17 protein-coding genes are annotated in these 19776 nt (G+C 37.8%); 7 read left to right on the top strand and 10 right to left on the bottom strand.

Annotated features, from left to right (window positions below; genetic code table 11):
* Window positions 1–54 precede the first annotated feature (54 nt).
* Genes dnaA through Q0039_RS03445 form a run of 3 tightly spaced genes read left to right on the top strand, consistent with a single transcriptional unit; the run spans window position 55 to window position 2712 of the window.
* Window positions 55–1482 (top strand): chromosomal replication initiator protein DnaA, encoded by a 1428-nt coding sequence (gene dnaA / locus Q0039_RS03455; protein ID WP_297509109.1) that lies wholly within the window; start codon window positions 55–57, stop codon window positions 1480–1482.
* A gap of 46 nt (window positions 1483–1528) precedes the next feature.
* Entirely contained in the window at window positions 1529–1990 is a 462-nt protein-coding gene (locus Q0039_RS03450) for a low molecular weight protein-tyrosine-phosphatase (RefSeq protein ID WP_297509106.1), read from the top strand.
* Window positions 1990–2712, top strand: coding sequence for an SAM-dependent methyltransferase (locus Q0039_RS03445; protein ID WP_297509103.1), 723 nt, complete (start codon window positions 1990–1992; stop codon window positions 2710–2712). The genes Q0039_RS03450 and Q0039_RS03445 overlap by 1 nt, the downstream gene beginning before the upstream one ends.
* 28 nt (window positions 2713–2740) lie before the next feature.
* On the opposite strand, the gene Q0039_RS03440 is transcribed toward Q0039_RS03445, so the two are convergent.
* The 5 genes from Q0039_RS03440 to dapF form a co-directional block, all read right to left on the bottom strand.
* Window positions 2741–3376: a peptidoglycan-binding protein LysM gene (locus Q0039_RS03440; RefSeq protein WP_297509100.1), complete on the bottom strand. Its 636-nt coding sequence runs from the start codon at window positions 3374–3376 to the stop codon at window positions 2741–2743.
* 98 nt (window positions 3377–3474) lie between these two features.
* Complete coding sequence (locus Q0039_RS03435) at window positions 3475–4419, bottom strand: DUF2279 domain-containing protein (RefSeq protein ID WP_297509097.1); 945 nt, start codon at window positions 4417–4419, stop codon at window positions 3475–3477.
* Window positions 4382–5416 (bottom strand): endolytic transglycosylase MltG, encoded by a 1035-nt coding sequence (mltG, locus tag Q0039_RS03430; RefSeq protein ID WP_297509093.1) that lies wholly within the window; start codon window positions 5414–5416, stop codon window positions 4382–4384. Before mltG ends, Q0039_RS03435 begins: the two co-directional genes overlap by 38 nt.
* A gap of 11 nt (window positions 5417–5427) precedes the next feature.
* Window positions 5428–5955: a GNAT family N-acetyltransferase gene (locus tag Q0039_RS03425; protein WP_297509091.1), complete on the bottom strand. Its 528-nt coding sequence runs from the start codon at window positions 5953–5955 to the stop codon at window positions 5428–5430.
* Complete coding sequence (gene dapF / locus Q0039_RS03420) at window positions 5955–6737, bottom strand: diaminopimelate epimerase (RefSeq protein ID WP_297509088.1); 783 nt, start codon at window positions 6735–6737, stop codon at window positions 5955–5957. The genes Q0039_RS03425 and dapF overlap by 1 nt, the downstream gene beginning before the upstream one ends.
* Window positions 6738–6871: 134 nt before the next feature.
* On the opposite strand from dapF, the gene Q0039_RS03415 reads away from it, so the two are divergent.
* Together Q0039_RS03415 and Q0039_RS03410 are read left to right on the top strand one after the other, a co-directional pair.
* The gene (locus Q0039_RS03415) at window positions 6872–8263 is read left to right on the top strand and encodes a trypsin-like peptidase domain-containing protein (protein ID WP_297509085.1); all 1392 of its coding nucleotides are present in this window, start codon (window positions 6872–6874) and stop codon (window positions 8261–8263) included.
* A 150-nt stretch (window positions 8264–8413) separates the two neighbouring features.
* Window positions 8414–9862 (top strand): glyceraldehyde-3-phosphate dehydrogenase, encoded by a 1449-nt coding sequence (locus tag Q0039_RS03410; protein ID WP_297509082.1) that lies wholly within the window; start codon window positions 8414–8416, stop codon window positions 9860–9862.
* Between the two features lie 358 nt (window positions 9863–10220).
* On the opposite strand, the gene Q0039_RS03405 is transcribed toward Q0039_RS03410, so the two are convergent.
* The 5 genes from Q0039_RS03405 to Q0039_RS03385 form a co-directional block, all read right to left on the bottom strand.
* On the bottom strand, window positions 10221–12488 hold the full coding sequence (locus Q0039_RS03405; RefSeq protein ID WP_297509079.1) for an aconitate hydratase: 2268 nt from the start codon (window positions 12486–12488) through the stop codon (window positions 10221–10223).
* A 193-nt stretch (window positions 12489–12681) separates the two neighbouring features.
* On the bottom strand, window positions 12682–13041 hold the full coding sequence (locus Q0039_RS03400) for a hypothetical protein (protein ID WP_297509076.1): 360 nt from the start codon (window positions 13039–13041) through the stop codon (window positions 12682–12684).
* The gene (locus Q0039_RS03395; protein WP_297509074.1) at window positions 13041–13994 is read right to left on the bottom strand and encodes a MoxR family ATPase; all 954 of its coding nucleotides are present in this window, start codon (window positions 13992–13994) and stop codon (window positions 13041–13043) included. The genes Q0039_RS03400 and Q0039_RS03395 overlap by 1 nt, the downstream gene beginning before the upstream one ends.
* An 18-nt stretch (window positions 13995–14012) precedes the next feature.
* Window positions 14013–15416 (bottom strand): peptidylprolyl isomerase, encoded by a 1404-nt coding sequence (locus Q0039_RS03390; RefSeq protein WP_297509071.1) that lies wholly within the window; start codon window positions 15414–15416, stop codon window positions 14013–14015.
* A gap of 4 nt (window positions 15417–15420) precedes the next feature.
* Window positions 15421–17388 (bottom strand): peptidylprolyl isomerase, encoded by a 1968-nt coding sequence (locus Q0039_RS03385; RefSeq protein ID WP_297509068.1) that lies wholly within the window; start codon window positions 17386–17388, stop codon window positions 15421–15423.
* A gap of 204 nt (window positions 17389–17592) precedes the next feature.
* Here Q0039_RS03385 and Q0039_RS03380 point away from each other — a divergent pair, with 204 nt between their 5' ends.
* A complete protein-coding gene (locus Q0039_RS03380; protein WP_297509065.1) occupies window positions 17593–19185 on the top strand; it encodes a peptide chain release factor 3 in 1593 nt (530 codons plus the stop codon).
* A 116-nt stretch (window positions 19186–19301) separates the two neighbouring features.
* On the top strand, window positions 19302–19529 hold the full coding sequence (locus Q0039_RS03375; RefSeq protein WP_297509062.1) for a hypothetical protein: 228 nt from the start codon (window positions 19302–19304) through the stop codon (window positions 19527–19529).
* The last annotated feature ends 247 nt before the right edge of the window (window positions 19530–19776 follow it).

Raw genomic sequence — 19776 nt, 5'->3', positions numbered from 1 at the left:
CGCGCTTCTTCACAGCAACAGAACCTTTAACAAATTAATAATTTTAACAGATTTATGAGTAAAACTGCGCAATCAGTATGGGAGAATTGTCTTTCATTCATAAAGGACAACATCCAGGAACAAGCTTTCAAAACATGGTTTGAACCTATCAAATCTGTTGAACTTACTGATAACGCATTATACATTCAAGTGCCCAGCAAATTTTTTTATGAATGGCTTGAGGAACACTATGTAAAATTATTAAAGGTCGCACTTACGAGAGAACTTGGTAAAAGCGCAAAGTTACTGTATAAAATTAAGATGGAAAACACTTACGGCAACAAACAACCGTTTACTGAACAGTTGCCGAGTGCGCATCGCAGTCCGATAAAATCGCAAAATGTAGATGCACCCTATAAAAATTTAAACCCTGAGTTAAAAAACCCGTTTGTAATTCCCGGAATTCGAAATGTTAAAATTGAATCCCAACTGAATCCAAACTATAGTTTTGATAATTTCTTAGAAGGCGACTCTAACCGTTTGGCACGTTCTGCAGGTTTGGCTGTGGCCAATAAACCCGGTGGAACTTCGTTTAATCCCTTATTGATTTTTGGGGGAGTAGGATTGGGAAAAACCCATTTAGCGCATGCCATAGGGGTTGAAATCAAAGATAAATACCCTGAAAAAACGGTACTCTATATTTCAGCCGAAGTCTTCACACAACAATATATTGATTCGGTTAAGAAAAATAACCGCAATGATTTTATTCACTTTTATCAATTGATTGATGTTTTAATCATTGATGATGTTCAATTTTTGTCGGGGAAATCGGGAACCCAAGACGTCTTTTTTCACATTTTCAATTATTTGCACCAAAACGGAAAGCAAGTTATCTTAACTTCAGATAAAGCGCCGGTTGATATGCAAGATATTGAGCAACGTTTATTGTCGCGTTTTAAATGGGGACTTTCAGCAGAATTGCACCAACCCGATTATGAAACACGTGTTTCGATTTTACGCAATATTTTATACCGTGATGGTGTTGAAATGCCTAACGAAATTGTAGAATATGTTGCCCAAAATATCAAATCAAATGTTCGCGAGTTGGAAGGTGCCATTATCTCTTTAATAGCGCAGTCATCTTTTAACAAAAAAGAGGTCACAATCGAATTAACGAAGAGTATCGTAGAAAAATTCGTCAAGAATGTGAAACGCGAAATATCTATTGACTATATCCAAAAAGTAGTTTCTGATTATTTCCAATTAGATATTGACACACTTCAGTCCAAAACCCGCAAGCGTCACGTTGTACAAGCGCGTCAATTGGCAATGTTCTTTGCAAAAAAGTTCACCAAAGCCTCATTGGCTAACATCGGATCGCAAATTGGTGACCGTGACCATGCTACTGTACTTCATGCTTGCAAAACCGTAGACAATTTGGTAGCCACCGACAAACAATTCAAAAAGTTTGTAGAAGATATCAACAAAAAATTGTCGTTATAGTCGGGTTTCCTACTTTTGCATAACTAATTAAGTACCCGTAACCATCATGCCTGTTAACGTTTTAATGGTATGTTTGGGCAACATTTGTCGTTCGCCTTTAGCAGAAGGACTTTTGGCCTCCAAATTACCAAAGGATCAATTTTTTGTAGATTCCGCTGGCACAGCCAACTACCATATTGGGCGTCAACCTGATAGCCGCTCGATTGCTACGGCTCAAAAAATGGGTTTAGATATTTCAAAACAAAAAGCACGTCAATTTACGGTAAGCGATTTTGATACGTTTGATTATATTTTTGTTATGGATAATTCCAATTATGACGATGTTATTTTTTTAGCAAAAAATGAGAATCAAAAACAAAAAGTGGAATTAATCTTAAACGCTTTATTTCCCGGTGATAATGTAGATGTACCCGACCCGTATTACGGCCTTCAAAATGGTTTCGACATGGTATATGCTATGTTAGACGAAGCTACCGATATCATTGCACAACGTTTATTAAAAAAATAATGGATGTGACTCCAAAAGGAAAACTCTACTTGATTCCGATTCCCTTGGGTGATAACGAGCCCTTGGAAGTACTTCCAGCAACGGTTCAACATACGATAACACAGCTCAACACCTATATTGTTGAAAATGAAAAGACGGCGCGTCGATTCATCAAAAAAATAGCGCCCGAAATTCCGCAACCTTCCTTACAATTTAGCCTCTTAAATAAACATACCGACGCCAAAGAACACAGCCACATGTTGCAACCCTGTATGGAAGGAAAAAACGTGGGGCTAATGAGTGAAGCCGGATGTCCAGGTATAGCCGATCCTGGGGCGGTAATCGTAAAATTAGCCCATGAAAGAGGAATTCAGGTAGTTCCTTTAGTTGGACCCTCTTCCTTACTATTAGCCATGATGGCAAGTGGTATGAACGGACAAAGTTTTGCTTTCAACGGCTATTTACCGATTGATAAAGGTGAACGAAAAGCAGCGCTTAAAAATTGGGAACGTATTTCTTTTGAACGCAACCAGTCCCAATTATTTATTGAAACACCTTACCGTAACATGAAGTTAGTAGAAGACATTTTGCAAACCGTACATCCGAACACGCTGTTATGTATCGCTGCCGATATCACATTACCTACAGAATATATTAAAACGTATCGTGTAGCCGATTGGAAAAAACAAAAAATGAACTTAGATAAACGCCCTACCCTATTTATTTTGCACAAGACATCATAAAAAAACCTCCACAATTGGAGGTTTTGTATTAGTTAACTTTTGGATTTTTTTCAGGCTTTATGTGGTGGGTTTCATAACCCGAGAATCGCTTCATATAGGTTTTTACTGAAGTCCCATACCCATCGTGGCATTTTCTACGACCATCCGTTTTTAAAAAACGACGTACAGAGCCTGGACCACCCAAATGTGCCGCGGCTAAAATACCCGATTCGGTAATATATACGCCGCCAACCGTTTTTCCTCGATAATTACTAATTTCATTGCGTAACTCCCACTTGTGTTTTTTGAGTAAGGTAACGAAAGCTTTTTCTTGTAGCTCTGGATTGCGTAAAAAAGCGCCTTGATCACGAATGCCAATCGAAGCCAACGTATGAGGACCAAACTGATACTTACCCATAAAACCTTTGGAATTTACTTTTTTATAATTCCCTTGCGACTCTCTAAAAGCAACCGCTTCTTTAAATCCAATAAAATATTTTCCAGTAAAAGGGATGGTGTTGTTGTAGTAATCGTTTGGATTTAACGAAGGAAATTGGTACGACAATTCGTCTTCTTCGCTAACATAAAACCAACTATGGCTCTTGATGTCTTCTGATTTAAATGCGGAACAAATACCGACGATTACAAGTAAAATGGTGCTATAATACGTCCATTTTTTGATCATAAAATGTAATTTCCAAGCCCTGTCACCACTTGATTAACGGGGGGTAATATACAACCTTTTTTTAAATAACTATTGAAAATCAAGGAGTTAATGCTAAATCAGTAATAGATCCAATGGCCTTTCCAATTTCCTGATGCCTGATATTCAAGGGTTGGCGCTGGTATTTTCAAAAAATTGAAGGCTGAAAATAGCGTTTGTAAAACTCTATTTTTTGTAGGTATTTTCTGCAAATTTATATCCAAACTTAGATAAAATTGGCGGTTTCTCTGATAAGAAGGCAGGTTCAAAAGTTGCGAATTTTCATTATATCCAGACACCATTCCAGTGGCTCCATAGCCCAATGCGACATTTAACCATTTGGGAAATGTTTTTTCTTTCGTAAAATCATACAGATTAAAGGAAAGCCAATAGGTTTGTCCGTTATAATCTTTCAGGATTTGTTCATTCCAACTACTCCCAAGTACATTGGGTCTTTGGGATGCAAAATACGTTTGGTGAAAGGAAAATTTCGGAACAATCCGCTGCTCGTTCCAAAGTAATTCTTGACCAACATACAATGCCGTTCCGGTTGTGTTTGCGAATACATCGCCCCATGACGCTCCCCATTCGGCAGAATAGCCATCAAAAACTTCAATAACCGTCATAAAGGCCAAAGCTGCACTGGCACCAAAATACAACTGCTTCTTTTTTGACACACCACTCCATGCCATAGATTGGGCACTAAGGCGACTGATATGATAACACGACAAAAAATGTCCAGCTTTATCCATTTGTAACCATTCATTATTATCATTAACAAAATGAAAGTCGGATTTTGGATAATCGCTATACCACAATTGATTTAACCCGACTAAAGTAGTAGCGGCTAAACCCGAAGTGGCTAATACCACTCCATTTCTTCTCAGTTTATGAAGGGTATCGGAGGGTTTTAAAAATGAAAACGATTTATTTTGGGCACTTAAGCCCATTGTACAGACAAGTACAATCCACAAATACCGCAGCATTTTAGCGCGTTGTTCCTGTGGAATTAATCCAATCTGCATATTTTTTAGCATTCACTTGATGCTCAGGATACGTAACCGCAAACTCATGATAGCCAAAGCGCTCGATACTCGCACAAAAATAAATATAATTGTGCTTTTCGGGATTCAATACCGCATCAATTGCTGTAATATCGGGCATTGCAATAGGTCCGGGTGGTAAACCAATATTAACATACGTATTATACGAGGAAGAAAGGGTTAAATCTTTAAACAAAACGCGTTTTATCACTTGGGTAAAATCATTTGCTTTCAACTTCAACGCATAGATAACCGTTGGATCGGCTTGCAAGGGCATTCCTTGCTTTAAACGATTGAGGTAAGCCCCTGCCACACGTGGACGCTCCTCTTTTTTTACGGTTTCTTTATGCACAATTGAAGCCAGAATTATGACATCAATTGGCGATAAACCAACCTTTTCTGCTTTGGCTAAACGATCTGCATTCCAAAATTTTTTGTATTCTTTCAACATTTTATCACGGAACGTAATTGCGGAAATATTCCAGTAAAACTCGTAAGAATTTGGAATAAACATTGCCATAACATTCGCCTTAGTAAAGCCCTGCTCTTTTAAAAATAACGAATCGCGAAAAACAGAAGTTAATTGGGTCGTATCCGGCTCGATTTGCTGACTGAAACGTACACACAAATCCTCCAAACGTTCTTGATTGTTAAAGGTAAGTTTCACTGGGATATTATGGCGTAGTGCAGCAACCAAACCAAAATTACCCATTCCTTTTTTCAATAAAAACCGACCGGGCTTTACGTTACTATCATACCGACGAATTGCAGCCATATTTTCAAAGCCACCCATCCCATCAATGTAAGGGTCCATAATTTTTTTAACTGCTTCAAAATTGGAGCCGGTAGGAATAGTTACCCATTGTTCGGCTTCATTAAATGTGGTATTGGAAGCAAAAAAACGGAGGTACATGCCCAGTCCAATCACCAACACGAAGCCACCTACTAAGTAGCCTATTTTTTTCTTATTAGCAAACATTATCGTACTGTTTATTTTTGTAATAATTGATAGAGCGCCTCATCAAAAAATTCACCGTTACGGCAAATCCAATCTTTCTTAACGCCAATTTTTTGGAATCCAAAAGTACTAAAAAGGGCTATACTTGCTGCATTTTCTTCACCAATATTTGCATATAATTGATGCAATTGAAGGTGATGAAATGCATAATTAATTACCAATTGCAACGCTTCTTTCCCATAACCTTTTCCCCGTTCATTTTCATTTTTAATGATAATGCCTACACCTGCTCTTCGGTTTACAGGATCAAAATCAAAAAGATCAATCAAACCTAATGCTTCTTCACTTGTTCTAGAACATATAGCTAAACGAAGTTGTTTGGCTTCAAAAATATCCTGTTGTGCGTTTTCAAGGTATTGCCGAATTAAAAACCGACTATAGGGAGTAATCGTATTACTAACCTCCCAAATTGCCTCGTCATTTTCAACAGCATAGATAAACTCCAAATCCTCTGGTTCTAATGCGCGAAGGTAGATGCTATTTCCGTGTAACGTTTGCATCATAGTTCAATTTCTCCTGAAAAGACTAAAGTAGCCGGTCCGATTAAATGGATTTGCTGGTATTTTCCGTCTACAAAATCAAATGACACATGCAATTTACCACCTTCTACCTCCAAATCAATTTCATTTGTAGTTGTTTTACCGAGTGCATGCATAGCAATTGCAACGGCTGTTGCCCCAGTTCCACAGGAAAGTGTCTCATCTTCTACTCCGCGCTCGTATGTTCGCAACCGGAAATGATTGTCACCCAATGGTTGAACAAAATTTACATTGCTTCCTGCAGTACCATACAAATCGGAATAACGAATAGCGGCACCTGTAGCTTTAACATCAAATGTATCGAGTTGGTCAACCCACACAACATGATGGGGTGAGCCTGTATTTAAGAATACATAGTCGGCATGAACAGCAACCGAATCGACCGGAATCATTTGAAGCGCAACCTTATTCAATGAATCAATATGGGCGTGGTGTAGTCCATCTACAGCATAAAAAGTAGCCTCATTCTGAATCACTCCTAGCTCTTTAGCGAAGGCTGTCAAACAACGACCGCCATTGCCGCACATCGAACTTTCATGACCATCGGCATTGTAATACACCATTTTAAAATCAGACATATTGTCATTTTCCAATAATAGCAAGCCGTCTGCTCCAATGCCAAAACGACGATGGCAAAGACGTGCGATGAGTTTGGTATCATTTTTGGGAAAAAACAGTAATCGGTTATCGATGATTATAAAGTCATTTCCGGTTCCTTGATATTTTTGAAATTTCAAACGCATTTTTACTTTTGTAAGAGTGACAAAGTTACAAATATTAATAGCACGTTAAACATTGTTAAACGAGCGTTAAAGGAAAGGTAACGGAACACTATTTTGATAAATTTGAAGTTATAAATTGAACTAATAGTAAACTAATGAAACAATTATCTAGCGTATTTTTAGTTGCATTACTTGGCGGCGCAACAACCTTAGGGGCCTATAAACTCTTTGTTGAAGATCACACTACACGAAATGGATTGGTAACATTGGCGCCCAATTACGGTGCTCGAAATGTAGCAATGGGTGCAGAAAACATTGATTTTACGGCAGCTGCCGACAATACGGTACATGCAGTCGTTCACGTAAAGAACGTGTCTGTTCGCACGGTTTATAATCCGATTATGGAATTTTTCTACGGATCACGTGGCGGAGCACAACAACAAGAACAAATTGGTACGGGTTCGGGTGTAATCATTTCACAAGACGGATACATTGTAACCAATAATCATGTGATTAAAGATGCGTCGGAACTCGAGGTAACGTTGAATAATAAAAAGGTATTTAAAGCCAAATTAATTGGAACCGATTCTAAAATGGATTTGGCATTGTTGAAAATTGATGCCGATGAAAAATTACCTTATGCAACATTTGCCGACTCAGATCAAGTGAAAGTGGGTGAATGGGTTTTGGCCGTGGGCAATCCCTACAACCTAACTTCTACCGTAACGGCAGGAATTGTTTCGGCAAAAGCTCGTAATTTGGATACTAATGGTATACAATCGTTTATACAAACCGATGCAGCTGTTAACCCGGGTAATAGCGGAGGTGCTTTGGTAAATACCCGCGGTGAATTGGTCGGTATTAATACCATGATTTCTTCTCCTACTGGAAGTTATGCGGGCTATTCTTTTGCGATTCCTTCAAATATCACCCGAAAAATTATTGAAGACATTATGGAGTACGGCAATGTACAACGGGGTGTTTTGGGTGCCGTTGGGAATGAATTGAATGGAACCAATGCTAAAAAATTGGGCTTAAAACAAACGGAAGGCTACTATATAACCAACGTTATTGAAAACTCGGGAGCTGCAAAAGCGGGGATTCAAAAAGGAGATATTATCATCAAATTGGACAATCAGAAAATCACATCCTACTCAGAATTAAACGGTTACATCAATACCAAGCGACCGAATGATAAGGTTAGCGTAACTTTAATACGCGATGGTGCAACTCGAATTATTCCTGTTACCTTGGTTAAAAATGATTTGATCAATACAGAATTCCGAGGAATGGAATTGGAAAATATTACGGCTGGAGATAAAAAACGATTCAACATTGAGTCGGGCGTTAAAATTAAAGACATTACAAATGAACGGTTATTACCCTACAAAGACGAGTTAATCGGAAGTGTAATCTTGCGTATAGATAATGCAAATGCGACCGATATCGAAACTGTTTCTAAAATTTTAGTCAATAAAGATGATCGTGAAGGCGCAAGTGTTCAACTGATTACTAAAAACGGACAAGTGTTTCGATTTATCATTTAAACCCCCTTTTATTAAAAAATAGAAAACCATCTCTTGCTTTGGAGATGGTTAAAAAAAAAAAAAAATGATAAAATATTTTACGAAAACGTTGTAGTTAATTACTTTTGCACCAAATTAAAAAATAAACTACACAACCTAAACCCAATACATATGTCGAATATCCAGCAATACGAAAAAGAACTGGCTTTTCAAGTCGACCGCAGGAAAGCGGCCATAGAAATTATTAAAATTGTTAGTGATTTATGGTATGACAAATCCATTGAATTAATTTTCTTCCGCAATCCGTTATTAAATCGCAATGTGAGTGACATTATGAACTTGCATGAATATGCGGGCGAGTTTATTCAAAAACCAATCAATGTATTTGATACCGTTGAGATTGTTAAAGCGCTTTCGAATTTAGATTTACCGCCTTCTCGCATCGATATTGGAAAACTAACCTATGAGTTTCATCTGGAAACCAACACTATGCACGACTCCCGTGCTTTTGTGATTGATCGGTTGAAAGATTCCAAAAATTCGCAAGAAATAAAACCTAAAGATGTAGTATTGTATGGGTTTGGTCGTATCGGACGGTTATTAGCCCGTGAAATGATGAGTAAAATTGGTAAAGGAGAGCAATTGCGCTTGCGTGCGATTGTTACCCGTGACCGCAATGATGCCCAATCATTAGAAAAAAGAGCCTCTTTGTTACGTTATGATTCCGTTCATGGCGACTTTGAAGGTTCGGTTGTTGCTGATGTGGCAAACAATGCATTACTCATTAACGGAACTACCGTACATATAATTACCGCTGCTGGACCAGAAGAAATTGACTACACCCAATTTGGAATTGAAGATGCACTCGTAATTGATAATACCGGTGCATTTACAACTGAAGAGGCTTTAAAACGTCATTTGACTTCAAAAGGGGTAGAAAAAGTTTTATTAACAGCTCCGGGCAAAGGGATTCCCAATATTGTTCATGGTGTTAATCACAATGACTACAATCCCGATACCATTAAAATTTATTCGGCAGCATCCTGTACCACCAATGCCATTACTCCTATATTAAAAGCTATTGAAGACACCTTAGGAGTAGTTAAAGGTCATTTGGAAACCATTCATGCGTATACCAACGATCAAAATTTAGTCGACAATATGCATAAAAAATACCGTCGAGGGAGAGCAGCAGCTTTGAATATGGTGATCACAGAAACCGGTGCCGGAAGTGCCGTAGCAAAAGCTTTACCGAGCTTAGCGGGAAAACTTACTTCCAATGCCATTCGTGTTCCGGTTCCAAACGGTTCATTGGTTGTATTAAATCTTGAAGTTGGCAAAGCCACTTCGGTTGAAGAAGTAAACAATATTATGCGAAAGTATGCCTTAGAAGGTGAACTGGTAGAACAAATTAAATATTCTTTAAACAATGAATTAGTATCTTCGGATATCGTTGGCACTTCTGCTCCTTCAATATATGATAGTAATGCTACGATTGTTTCTGGAGATGGTAAAAATATTGTACTGTATGTTTGGTATGATAATGAATACGGTTATAGCCACCAAGTGATTCGTTTGGCCAAATATATTTCAAAAGTAAGACGCTATACATATTATTAATCGTTAGATTTAAGTTAATCATGAAGTCCGGTACACTTGTACTGGACTTTTTTTATTCAAAAAATACTATTTTTGTAAATATTTTATTACATTTTTTAATTTTTTATGTAATTCATCGATTTTATTTGTATTTTACCGAAAGTTGTTCGTATATTTGACTTGTTAAATAGTTAGTCGTTCATCCTAATAGCCCCAAATCTATTATAAGCAACCTACTGAACTATGCGACATTTAAGTTATTTATTAGGGTTAATTAAATACTTAAAAAAATCTCATTTATTATTTTTTGTTTGGTTATAAAAAAAACCGCCTCTTTTTTCAAAGGGGCGGTTTTTTTATTGAAACACAATCTTTTGGTTTACATTTTACTTGCAGCGGCAATTAAATTTAATGCAGATCCTGCTTTAAACCATTCAATTTGACCCTCATTATAACTGTGATTTGCTAAAATGGTTTCTTTTGAACCATCAGCATGGATCAGTTCTAAAGTTAACGGTTTACCCGGAGCAAAAGATGTTAAATCGATGAAGTTGAATTGGTCATCTTCTTGGATTTTATCATAATCAGCTTCGTTAGCAAAAGTAAGTGCTAGCATTCCTTGTTTTTTCAAATTGGTTTCGTGTATACGGGCAAACGATTTTACCAACACAGCCGAAACACCTAAGTGTCTTGGTTCCATTGCGGCATGCTCCCGTGAAGAACCTTCTCCGTAATTGTGATCACCAACTACAATGGATGCAATTCCAGCCGCTTTATAAGCTCGCTGAACTTTAGGCACTTCTTCGTAGGCGCCTGTCAATTGATTTTTAACTGAATTGGCTTTTCCGTTAAAAGCATTTTCAGCACCTATTAACATGTTATTGGAAATATTGTCCAAATGTCCACGGAAACGCAACCAAGGTCCTGCCATTGAGATATGATCTGTGGTACATTTACCAAATGCTTTAATTAACAGTTTAGCATTTGTAATATTCTGACCGTCCCAAGGTTGAAACGGATCCAATAATTGTAAACGCTCAGAGGTTGGATTCACAACAACGTTCACTCCACTACCATCGGCAGCGGGAGCTTGAAAGCCTGCATCTTCAACTGCAAATCCCATTGATGGCAATTCATCTCCAACAGGGGGAGCTAATTTAACTGCTTCACCATTATCGTTAATGATTGTATCGGTAATTGGATTAAAATCCAAACGACCTGAAATTGCCAAAGCAGCAACCATCTCGGGAGAAGTTACAAAAGCATGGGTGTTTGGGTTCCCGTCAGCACGCTTAGAAAAATTGCGGTTGAACGAATGAACAATCGTATTTTTATCTCCTTTTTCTGCCCCTTCGCGATCCCATTGCCCGATACAAGGACCGCAAGCATTGGTAAATACTTTAGTCCCCATTTTTTCAAATGTGGCTAAAATACCATCGCGTTCTATGGTATAGCGAATTTGTTCTGAACCTGGATTGATACCAAACTCAGCTTTTGGAGTAATATGATTGGCAACTGCTTGCTCTACAATAGAAGCTGCGCGCGCCATATCTTCATAAGAAGAATTGGTACAGGAACCAATTAGTCCCCACTCGACTTTTAACGGCCAACCGTTTTTCTCAGCTTCCTCCTTCATTTTTGAAGTTGGTGTACCGCGATCGGGAGTAAATGGCCCATTAATATGGGGTTCTAACTCTGATAAATTGATTTCAATTAATTGATCAAAATAGTGCTCTGGATTAGCATACACTTCTGCATCGGCTGTTAAATAGGACGCCACTTGATCGGCAGCATCAACTACATCTTGACGACCGGTAGCGATTAAATAGCGACGCATCGAATCGTCGTATCCAAAGGTTGAAGTAGTTGCTCCAATTTCTGCACCCATGTTGCAAATCGTCCCTTTACCGGTACATGACATAGCCACAGCACCTTCTCCGAAATATTCAACAATAGCGCCGGTCCCTCCTTTAACGGTTAGAATATCGGCTACTTTTAAAATAACATCTTTTGGAGCCGTCCAGCCGTTTAATTTTCCGGTTAATTTAACCCCAATTAATTTCGGAAATTTTAATTCCCACGACATTCCCGACATTACATCCACGGCATCTGCTCCACCTACACCAATAGCCAACATTCCTAAACCACCCGCATTCACTGTATGGGAGTCGGTACCAATCATCATTCCTCCTGGGAAAGCATAATTTTCTAATACAATTTGGTGAATAATTCCAGAGCCTGGCTTCCAAAAACCGATACCGTATTTATTGGAAACAGAAGAAAGAAAATCAAATACTTCTTTAGATTGAGAGTTGGCAACAGCCAAATCGGTGGTTGCGCCAACTTTTGCTTGGATCAAGTGGTCGCAATGAACCGTTGTAGGTACCGCCACTTTAGATTTACCAGCATGCATAAATTGCAGTAAGGCCATCTGAGCCGTAGCATCTTGACACGCTACACGATCGGGAGCGAAATCAACATAATCTTTACCTCTAGTGAACGCATGCGAAGGATTTCCTTCCCACAAATGCGCATATAAAATCTTTTCAGAAAGCGTAAGCGGACGCCCTACTAATTCACGTGCTTTATCTACACGCTGGGGCATATTTGCATACACTTTTTTAATCATTTCAATATCAAAAGCCATAAAAAAAAGGTTATTTGTTTGCACCACAAAATTACGAAAAGATACACTTTTTAAAAAATATTTAATCGATTATCTTTATTGGTCGCAATTATTTTCTTAATAGGCAAAATCAATAGAACTTTATTATCGAAAAGGGAATTTAGAAGTGAAAAATTAAAAATAGTTTCTAATTTTAACAAAAAGTTTGTCAAGGTTAAACGGGATGAACTTGTTTACGGTAATATTTAAAAAACAAGACAATACCACTAACTAAACTCAAAAAGAAAACAGCTAACATCAGGTAAAAAAGACGATTACCGAGGGCTTTATCTTGTAATTCTGCTAAAAACAGATACCCTCGAATACCCATAAAAAACGAAAAGAGTATTGTAATAACCCCCATAGCCATACCGAGGGGTCGTGATTGTGTTACTGCTGCGATCATTAGCAACAATCCTGCTACTAAAGCATAATAATTGATTGAACCGGTTTCTATATAATTTTCAAGAAACCATAGCATAGCAAACGATGTGGCTATCAATTCAGGCAGAAAGCCTATCACCTTCTTGATCATTACAGCAATTTTTGAATGATCATCTCTTCGGTAATACCATCGGCATCTGCTTTATAATTTTTAATAATTCGGTGACGTAAAATACCTTCCGCAACCGCTTTCACATCTTCGATATCGGGAGAATATTTCCCCTGAAAAGCAGCATGTGTTTTAGCCGCAAGAATTAGGTTTTGTGATGCTCGTGGCCCGGCACCCCAATCCAAATAATTTCGAACATAATCGATTGCCATTGGCCCGTTAGGTCGGGTTTTATTTACTAATCGCACTGCATATTCTACCACATTATCGGCAACCGGTATACGGCGAATTAACTGTTGGAATTCAATAATTTCAGCACTAGTAAACAACGCATTACTCATCGGTTTGGAGTCATTTGTTGTGCTTTTTACCACTTGAACCTCTTCTTCAAATGTGGGATAATCCAATTTAATGGCAAACATAAAGCGGTCCAATTGAGCTTCTGGAAGCGGATAGGTCCCTTCTTGTTCAATTGGATTTTGAGTAGCCAACACAAAATAGGGCAAATCTAATTTATAATTTTGCCCTGCGATAGTCACCGCGCGTTCCTGCATAGCTTCTAGCAACGCTGCCTGCGTTTTTGGTGGCGTACGGTTGATCTCATCGGCTAAAATTATATTGGAAAAAACCGGTCCCTTTATAAATTTAAATTGGCGGTTTTCATCTAAAATTTCACTTCCCAAAATATCCGAAGGCATCAAGTCGGGCGTAAATTGAATGCGCTTAAAGTCAAGCCCTAAAGCTTGAGCAATCGTATTTACCATTAATGTTTTTGCCAAACCAGGCACTCCAACTAATAAGGCATGTCCTCCTGAAAATATACTCAATACAATTTGGTCGACTACGGCATCTTGACCAACTATTACTTTTGCTATTTCGGCTTTGAGTTCGTTACGTTTTTGAACTAAATTTTGAATCGCTGTTACGTCTGACATACTCCCGTTTTTGTTTTGCTATTTTTTCAACCAATTGTTGGTAAAAGTACATTCTTTGTACTCTCCATTGATTTTAATGTAGGTTTCTTTAATTTTTTGATCAAACCATTTTCCAATGGCTTTCAACTGTTTTTCTTTTAAAGCCAACTCCCTAATTTTGGTATAATCTTTACTAAAATCTGCGGGGTGTTCCTCGGTTTTGGAAGATACCGTTATAATTTTATACCGTTTCCCATTGCGTCCATCATCATCAAACAACGCTTGCGTTACTTCACCACTTTTCAAATTGGATACCAAGCTATACAATTCGGGATCCATTTTGGTTAGCTCAAAGTGCGTGTCTTGAGTCTTCGGATTTACCAATACACCACCATTGGCACGGGTTTCTTTTTCATCCGAAAGGGTGCGTGCAGCATCTGTAAACGAAATTTCTTTGGCTACTATGCGTTGACGCAACAATTCTGCTTTCTCTTTGGCCTCTTTCAAGGACGCGTTGGTCACTTTGGGCTTCATCAAAATATGGCGCAGTTCTAAATCTTGACCTTTTACCTTTTCCAAATAAATGATATGGTAGCCAAACTCGGTTTCAAAAGGATCTGATATTTCGCCCTCTTGCAACGAAAAGGCAACATCTTTAAATTCTTTTACAAAAGGAGTTTTTTTATTGATTTTATAAAATCCACCGCTGGATCGGGAACCCGGATCTTCTGTATACAATACCGCCTTTGTGGTAAAACTTGCCCCGTTCATTACTTCGGCTTTAATTTCTTTTAGCCGGTTGATAACGTTTTGCTTTTCTTCTTCACTCACTTTGGGAGTAATTACAATTTGTGCAATTTCGACTTCTGCACCAATTAATGGTAAATCGTCCTTTGGGAGTCTTTGGTAAAACGAACGCGTTTCTTCGGGGGTAATTTCGACAGCGCTGACAATTTTTTTGGTCATTTCAGAGGCCAATTGTTGCTGCTTCAAGAGCTCGAATAACTCCGCGCGAAATTCATCCTCATTATCTTTCTTAAAATATTTAACCACCGCATCCATTGATTTCAACTGTTCGACCATATAATCGATTTGTTGATTCATTCGTTCTTTTACATCTTCATCCCTCACTTGAATGGAATCTTGTATCGCTTGGTGGGCATACAATTTCTCTTCCATCAATTTTCCTAAAATTTGACAGCGGGTAATGTCTTTAATGGATTGTCCCTGACTTTCAATCTCTAAATACGTTTTATCAATATCGGAATCAAGCACATTGTAATCTCCAATGGTGGCAATAATCCCATCAATACGTTGGCGATTGGCACGCTGTGTTGCTTCTTTTTTATCGGGTTGTTTCTCAGGTATAATTTCTTGAGCTAAAACGGATGTACCGAAACACAACCCTAAAAAAAGTATACGAATTATTCGTAAAGTATGCATGAATTTATTTCTTTAATTGTTGTTTAACCCGTTCAAAAACGTCGTAATTCACATTTATTTGGAATTCACTCTTTAGCGCTTTAATCCAATTTTGTTCCAAATATTGTTGGTATTCATTGGTAGCCCTGCCCTTACATTCTTCCAATGTTTTAATTGCTGCAGGCAATACCTTGCGTACTTTGGCTACGTAATAATACTCCCCCTTTTGAGTGACTTCGGTAATTTTAGATTCTGGCGTGATATTTTTTGGTAAAGCGTCAGCACCTTCTTCATAAACACCATCATACATCATCACATTCAACTCCTTATCTGAATTAAACTTTTCTTTAATTGTTTTAGCATCCATTCCCTTTTTTAACAATCCCATCACCTTTTTCATCACCTCTGGTTTGGTAGACGAATAGACTTCGGCATCATAACGGGTTTTCCAAACATACTTTTGTTTGTTCTCTTCGTAGAATTGTTTTAGTCCAACCGTATCTGTTTTAGCACGTTGCCAAATTTCTTTTTCCATCAAATCAAACAACAACAAACCATCGCGATATTCATTCATTACGGCCGCAAACTCTGGGTATTCATTTTCTAAATTTTCATTATTAAAAATAGCGCGTTGTTCATCGGCAAAACGATCAAACAATACATCGACCAATTTATTTAACGGTTTGATGTTGCCACTGCTTTTTTGTTGCGTATACAAATAATCTAAAAACGTACCACCTTTAATCTCTTTTGATCCCACCATGAATAATCGAGTATCAAATTTTTTCAAATCGGTCGGCACCTTCCATTCTCCTTTGTAATAGGATTCGTCTACTGATTTTACAATCGCCTTGTACAACTTATTGTCTTTTTGAGTGGCGTATTTTTTTCGTAATTTGACTGCTAAGGCCTCACTAATTTTTTTAGAGCGGTCATCGCGCGCAATTTTTGATTCCAATTCTACTTTCATTTCATCTTTTGAACGCAGTGGAAATTTACCGTTTAATTTAACAATATGCCAACCATAAGCTGTTTCAAAGGGCTTGGACATTGGGTTTTCTTCCGACAAAGCAAACGCTTGGTTTTCAAACTCTTCGGAACTCAGTTGGCCCGATGCAAATTTATTCAACACCCCTCCTTTAGTTGATGAGGATTTATCTTCCGAAAATTGCTTGGCTAATTCTTCAAAATTTTCCCCTTGAAGCAATTTCTGGTAAATTTCATCAATAGTTGTTTTGGCTTTATTGGGATCCTCTCCTTCTTTTGGTTTTAAAATCATGATGTGAGAAACCCCGATCTCACCGCGATTGTCGCGCGTGGCATTAACCCTAATAATGTGATAGCCAAAACGACTGCGAACGGGCATTGAAACTTGATTTAAATCCGTTTTGTATGCTCCGTTTTCAAAGGCATACACCATTCTAAAAGCGGTAAAATAGCCCAAATTCCCTTTGTTTTCTTTGGCAGAAGGATCTTGCGAGGTTTCGGCGGCAACTGTACCAAAATCTTCTCCACCTTTAACAATACGATCCCGAATGGCCATAATTTTATTGTAAGCCGCTAATGTATCTTCGGGTGATGCATTTTCGTCGACCATCAATAAGATGTGTGAAGCATTAATTTCTTTTTGCAAACGCGCATATCCTTCATCCAAAAGCTCTTGTGTGACTTTGGAATCCATCAAATAATTTTTTGAAAGCTGTGTACGGTAGGATTTTAATTCATTTTGGTATTGCGCTCCGTTTTGCAAACCCAATTTAAAGGCTTTATTTACTTTTAGTTTATACCCGATATACAATTCGAGATATTGGGTAAGATCTTTTTGCGACTCATCTTTTACTAGGTCTAAGTTTTTGTTGTACACCCGAATAAACTCTTCGGAATCATAGGGCTTGTCATCAATAGTGAACAGTACTTCTTTAGTCGAATTCTGCTGTTGAGCAGTCATTGAAATCCCGGCTAACAAGGCAAAAAACAAATTTCTAATATTCATTGTATTGGGTAACATTACTATTTACGGTTTTACTAAAATTTGGTTTCATTCGAATTAACAAAAGTAACAAAACGCAGGCATTAAACAAGACTGCGCAGTACTATTAACAAAAATTTATTAACACGTTTTGGACCTGAATTTCGACACTTTTTTTACCCTGATAATTGAATGATAAATCGTATTTTTGCACCCAATTTTTATCGTATGAATTTTTTACAAGAAATCGAAAGAAGAAGGACTTTTGGAATTATTTCCCACCCCGATGCCGGTAAAACCACGCTTACTGAAAAACTCTTATTGTTTGGGGGTGCCATTCAAGAAGCGGGTGCAGTAAAAAGCAATAAAATTAAAAAAGGGGCAACGAGTGACTTTATGGAAATTGAACGGCAACGTGGAATTTCGGTTGCCACTTCGGTTTTGGCTTTTAATTATAAGGATAAAAAAATCAACATTCTTGATACACCCGGACATAAAGACTTTGCAGAAGACACCTACCGCACATTGACGGCTGTCGACAGTGTAATAGTGGTAATTGATGTGGCCAAAGGGGTTGAAGAGCAAACCGAAAAATTAGTTTCGGTATGTCGCATGCGCAATATCCCCATCATTGTTTTTATCAACAAGCTCGACCGTGAAGGTAAAGATGCTTTTGATTTAATGGATGAAGTGGAGCAAAAATTAGGATTACAAGTTACACCCCTTAGTTTTCCTATTGGGATGGGGTATGATTTTCAAGGTATTTATAATATTTGGGAAAAAAACATCAACTTATTTAGCAGTGACAGTCGCAAAAACATAGAAGATGTTATACAAATTACCGACATTCAAAATCCGGAATTAGAAAAAATAATTGGCGATAAACCGGCAAACAAACTGCGTGAAGAGCTTGAATTGATTCAAGAAGTCTATCCTGAATTTGATCGGGAGCGCTATTTAAATGGTAGCTTACAGCCTGTTTTTTTTGGATCGGCTTTGAATAATTTTGGGGTTCGCGAATTACTGGATGGATTTATTGCAATTGCTCCTAGTCCGCGTGCCAAAGAATCGGATACTCGCTTGGTTGAAGCAACCGAAACCAAACTCTCTGGGTTTGTATTTAAAATTCATGCCAATATGGACCCTAAACATCGGGATCGATTAGCATTTGTTAAGATTGTTTCGGGCACCTTTGAACGCAACAAACCCTACATGCATGTTCGTTTGAATAAAGGTTTAAAATTTTCTAGTCCGAACGCCTTTTTTGCAGAGAAAAAAGAAATTGTGGACATTTCCTATCCTGGTGATATTGTAGGGCTACACGATACCGGGAATTTTAAAATTGGTGATACGTTGACCGAAGGCGAAATGATGAACTTTCGCGGAATACCGAGTTTTTCTCCCGAACACTTTCGCTACATTAACAATGCCGACCCAATGAAGGCAAAACAATTGGAAAAAGGAATTGATCAATTAATGGATGAAGGTGTTGCCCAGTTATTTACCCTTGAAATGAACAATCGTAAAGTTATAGGTACGGTTGGAGCGCTTCAATATGAAGTAATTCAATACCGATTGGAGCACGAGTATGGGGCCAAATGTTCCTATGAAAATTTTCCGGTACATAAAGCGTGTTGGGTTAAACCCGAAGATCCTAAAAATGAAGAATTTGCTGAATTTAAACGAATCAAGCAAAAATTTTTAGCCCATGACAAGTACGGACAATTGGTCTTTTTGGCCGATTCTGACTTTACAATACAAATGACCCAAAGTAAATATCCTAGCGTAAAACTCTATTTCACCTCTGAAATTGACAACTAGATTCAAAAATCTGATTTATTTTTACACTGATTTATGTGTTTTTTATCGATATTTCTAGTACAAATGAGTGATATTTAAAAAATGATTTTATCTTTGTGTCGTAAAAATCATTTGAAATGAAAAAAAATACTATACGATTGTATTTTATTGGCCTGTTATTTTTTACTCAAATAGCGCTATTTGCCCAAGCTGGACCAGGTGACGACGATGATGGAGGCGGACTTAATGGCGGAGATCCTGCTCCTGCACCTATTAATACACATCTTATTATATTAGCTTTATTCGGATTAGCTTTTGCGTTTTATAAATTTTACGCCTACAAAAAAGCTTCATTAAAACAGTAATTAAATAGTATTCTTTATACGTTAAACCATACAATTTGTATGGTTTTTTTTTGCTTTAACAGCACACATAAGCATTACTTTTCAACAAACGATTTTATTAATTGATATATAAATAAAAAAAGGCCGCTCTAGGAGCGGCCTTAATTTTGTATTCATTGAAGAAATTATCGTTTCACTACACGTAGTGTTTTGGTATTTTCTCCTTGTGTCAAGATCACATTGTATACACCTGCTGGGTAATTTGCTC

Origin of the sequence: Flavobacterium sp. (genome assembly GCF_027484945.1) — a bacterium.
GTDB lineage: Bacteria > Bacteroidota > Bacteroidia > Flavobacteriales > Flavobacteriaceae > Flavobacterium.
The sequence above is the reverse complement of the archived record's forward strand: the minus strand, read 5'-3'. Positions and strand labels throughout refer to the sequence as shown.

Coding starts and splice junctions, on each gene's coding strand:
- Q0039_RS03375 (WP_297509062.1), top strand. CDS start 19,302: ATGAAAAAAAATACTATACGATTGTATTTTATTGGCCTGTTATTTTTT.
- Q0039_RS03390 (WP_297509071.1), bottom strand. CDS start 15,416: ATGCATACTTTACGAATAATTCGTATACTTTTTTTAGGGTTGTGTTTC.
- Q0039_RS03405 (WP_297509079.1), bottom strand. CDS start 12,488: ATGGCTTTTGATATTGAAATGATTAAAAAAGTGTATGCAAATATGCCC.
- dnaA (WP_297509109.1), top strand. CDS start 55: ATGAGTAAAACTGCGCAATCAGTATGGGAGAATTGTCTTTCATTCATA.
- Q0039_RS03385 (WP_297509068.1), bottom strand. CDS start 17,388: ATGAATATTAGAAATTTGTTTTTTGCCTTGTTAGCCGGGATTTCAATG.
- Q0039_RS03415 (WP_297509085.1), top strand. CDS start 6,872: ATGAAACAATTATCTAGCGTATTTTTAGTTGCATTACTTGGCGGCGCA.
- Q0039_RS03425 (WP_297509091.1), bottom strand. CDS start 5,955: ATGCAAACGTTACACGGAAATAGCATCTACCTTCGCGCATTAGAACCA.
- Q0039_RS03445 (WP_297509103.1), top strand. CDS start 1,990: ATGGATGTGACTCCAAAAGGAAAACTCTACTTGATTCCGATTCCCTTG.
- dapF (WP_297509088.1), bottom strand. CDS start 6,737: ATGCGTTTGAAATTTCAAAAATATCAAGGAACCGGAAATGACTTTATA.
- Q0039_RS03450 (WP_297509106.1), top strand. CDS start 1,529: ATGCCTGTTAACGTTTTAATGGTATGTTTGGGCAACATTTGTCGTTCG.
- Q0039_RS03395 (WP_297509074.1), bottom strand. CDS start 13,994: ATGTCAGACGTAACAGCGATTCAAAATTTAGTTCAAAAACGTAACGAA.
- Q0039_RS03410 (WP_297509082.1), top strand. CDS start 8,414: ATGTCGAATATCCAGCAATACGAAAAAGAACTGGCTTTTCAAGTCGAC.
- Q0039_RS03400 (WP_297509076.1), bottom strand. CDS start 13,041: ATGATCAAGAAGGTGATAGGCTTTCTGCCTGAATTGATAGCCACATCG.
- Q0039_RS03440 (WP_297509100.1), bottom strand. CDS start 3,376: ATGATCAAAAAATGGACGTATTATAGCACCATTTTACTTGTAATCGTC.
- Q0039_RS03435 (WP_297509097.1), bottom strand. CDS start 4,419: ATGCAGATTGGATTAATTCCACAGGAACAACGCGCTAAAATGCTGCGG.
- Q0039_RS03380 (WP_297509065.1), top strand. CDS start 17,593: ATGAATTTTTTACAAGAAATCGAAAGAAGAAGGACTTTTGGAATTATT.
- mltG (WP_297509093.1), bottom strand. CDS start 5,416: ATGTTTGCTAATAAGAAAAAAATAGGCTACTTAGTAGGTGGCTTCGTG.